The organism is Endozoicomonas sp. ONNA2 (assembly GCF_024606365.1).
GTDB lineage: Bacteria > Pseudomonadota > Gammaproteobacteria > Pseudomonadales > Endozoicomonadaceae > Endozoicomonas.
In genome coordinates this window covers 1-3149 of record NZ_JAHHPO010001020.1, presented here as the reverse complement: position 1 = coordinate 3149, position 3149 = coordinate 1, and the positions used below count along the sequence as shown (strand labels likewise).

General features: G+C 52.4%; 2 protein-coding genes. Both read right to left on the bottom strand.

What is annotated here, in order from left to right:
- Window positions 1-49: 49 nt before the first annotated feature.
- Entirely contained in the window at window positions 50-598 is a 549-nt protein-coding gene (locus tag KDK14_RS18110) for a hypothetical protein (RefSeq protein ID WP_257266598.1), read from the bottom strand.
- 274 nt (window positions 599-872) lie between these two features.
- Window positions 873-3149, bottom strand: a 2277-nt coding sequence (locus KDK14_RS18105) for a valine--tRNA ligase (protein ID WP_257266597.1), incomplete at its 5' end; no start/stop codon positions are given.

The window sequence follows — 3149 nt, the reverse complement described above, 5'->3', positions numbered from 1 at the left end:
AGTGCCGGCACAAGGAGTCAGAAATATATGATTTCATATGGTTAGCTACTTATGCCCTTGATGTTGCAGTTGAGCCCTCATAATGTGCCACAACTCTATCAGCAAGATCGGACCGTTCAAAGCCATTGCCGTTACACGCCTCCAGCACCAGATTGTAAACTTTTGCGATCAGATAGGGTGTAAAGTAGGCTGCCACGGCGAATCCAGCAAAGGACCCAACGCTGGAACCAATCACGCCACCAAGAAAAAGACCTCCCGGTCCGGCTATCGCCCCTAAGCCTGCACCAATAGAGCCCAGAAGGAAAGCACCAAAGGACGCGGCAGCCGGAATAATAAATAACACTGCTGCAGCGCCCATCGCGATCGCTGACAATGTGGCCAGAGTACGCTCGGTTTTTCGGGTTTCCAGTGGCCGAGCCTCATACCCTTTTTCTCCTTGAGGTATTTTGGGGCTTTCAACAAAGTGGTGCGGGATGATAGTTACACTTGTGCCATAAAGTTTGCCTTCATCTTCGGAAAAACCGACGGCTGGATTAGCTCCTTGATAAGTTTCTGGATGATATCCTTGAAAACCTCCTCCGCTCTTAAATGCGTCCATATTAAACCTCCATTTGTCTAGATTGACGTGTAATGTTTTGCTAGTGGTAAATTGTTATCTATACCCTTGTTTAAAGAACTAATGTACATAATGATATTGACTTGGATAATTTCTTCAATAACGTGTTTGTTAGAGTTACGAACATCCAGTGAGTGCAATGCAGCATTGGGCTGAAACAGAAATTGATCTAATGAATAAAAAATACCAACAATAAGAAAAACCAAAAAAAACGGAGCATTAAAAAATGGCTGCAGTCATTGCAGCTATTTTTTATCTACAGCGCCCTGACCGCCTCCAGTTGTTCTTGCAGCCTGACCCGGGCGGCCCGGGCGTCAGCCAGCCTGGCTTGCTCCTTTTCTACCACGTCGGCCGGTGCCTTGCTGATGAATTTCTCATTGTTTAACTTACTTTCAAAGCGGGCAACTTCTTTGGCCAACCGCTCAATTTCCTTATTAAGCCGGGCAGACTCTTTTTCCTTGTCGATCAGGCCAGCCATCGGTACCAGGACTTCCATGGAGCCTACCAGCTGAGTAGTTGCCATCGGCGCTTCGTCACCGACGGCCAGAATCTTGATGTCTTCCAGTTTGGCCAGATACTTCAGGAAGTTCTGATTGGCATTCAGGCGGGCAACATCGTCTGCAGAAGTGTGACGCAGCAGTACGTTCAGCAGCTTGCCCGGGCCAATATTCAGCTCGGCACGAATGTTACGGATACCGGTGATAAACGACTTGAGCCATTCGATATCACGCTCAGCGGTTTCATCAAGGCGGGCCGGGTCAGAGACGGGGTAGTTCTGCAGCATCAGGGTGTCACCCTCAACGCCAGCGCCTTGCTTGATGTTCTGCCAGATCGCTTCCGTGATAAAAGGCATAAACGGATGGGCCAGACGCATGATGGTTTCCAGAACCCGAACCAGTGTCCGACGGGTGCCACGCTTGCGTCTTGCCAGCGTTTCGGAGGCTTCCGACGTTCTGTCGACACTCGAACCTCCCTGTTCATCGGTCGCTCCCGACGTCCTGTCTCCTGCGACACTCGAACCTCCCTGTTCATCGGTCCACAATACCGGCTTGGACAGTTCCAGATACCACGCACAGTACTCATTCCAGATAAAGTCGTAGAGATTTTGGGCGGCGTGATCGAGACGGAATTCCGCCAGGTTCTTGTCAATCTGGGCTGCAACCCGTTGCAGTCGGGAAATAATCCAGCGATCGGCCAGAGTCAGTTCAACGGGGTCATCACTGTTGCCACAATCTTGACCATCCGTGTGCATTTTCACGTAGTTGGCGGCGTTCCAGATCTTGTTGCAGAAGTTCCGGTAACCCTCCAGGCGGTTCATATCCCAGTTGATATCACGGCCGGTGGAGGCCAGTGAGTACAGGGTGAATCGCAAGGCATCGGTACCGTGGGCAGCAATACCGTCGGGGAAGGTGCTGCGGGTACGCTTCCCGATCTTCTTCGCCAGTTGCGGCTGCATCATATTGCCGCAGCGTTTTTCCACCAGGGATTCCAGGTCGATACCGTCAATCATATCCAGAGGGTCGAGGACGTTACCCTTGGATTTGGACATCTTGTCGCCATGTTCATCACGGATCAGGCCAGTCACGTAAACGTGCCTGAACGGCACCTGTGGCTTGCCGTCATCATCCTTGATGAAGTGCATGGTCATCATGATCATTCGGGCTACCCAGAAGAAGATGATGTCAAAACCGGTGACCAGCACGTCGGTGGGGTGGAAGGTGTGCAGGCGATCGGTCTGTTCTGGCCAGCCCAGGGTGGCAAAAGTCCACAGTGCCGAAGAGAACCAGGTATCGAGCACATCGTCATCCTGCGTCAGGACAACCGGCGTCGGGATGTTATGTTTTGCCCGGACTTCCGCTTCATTGCGACCAACATAAATGTTGCCGGCATCGTCATACCAGGCAGGAATGCGGTGGCCCCACCAGAGCTGACGGGAGATACACCAGTCCTGAATATCGCGCATCCAGGCGAAGTACATGTTCTCGTACTGTTTGGGTACAAACTGAATTCGGCCATCTTTCACCGCGGCAATGGCAGGCCCGGCCAGCGGTGCCGCGCGGACAAACCACTGGTCCGTCAGCAGCGGCTCAATAACCACACCGGAACGGTCACCGTAGGGCACCATCAGGGTATGGTCATCAATTTTTTCCAACAGACCCAGGGCCTCCAGGTCAGCAACTATTTGTTTGCGGGCAGCAAAGCGTTCCATGCCCCGGTAGGCTTGTGGTATGGCAGTATCGATGGATGGGTTTATCGTACCATCGATATGGCAGGCTTCACCCTGTTGGCGGATATCGCCGTTCTGGGTCATCACATTGATCATTGGCAGGTTGCAGCGTTTGCCCACTTCATGGTCGTTAAAGTCGTGGGCCGGGGTGATTTTTACGCAGCCAGAGCCTTTTTTCATATCGGCGTGTTCATCAGCGACAATCGGGATGCGACGGTTGACCAGGGGCAGGATAACGGTTTTACCGATCAGGGCCCGGTAACGCTCATCTGCCGGGTTAACCGCCACACCGGTATCACCCAGCCG

What these genes read in the sequence shown, in the direction of transcription:
- KDK14_RS18110 (WP_257266598.1), bottom strand. Translation starts at nt 598, where the DNA reads ATGGACGCATTTAAGAGCGGAGGAGGTTTTCAAGGATATCATCCAGAA.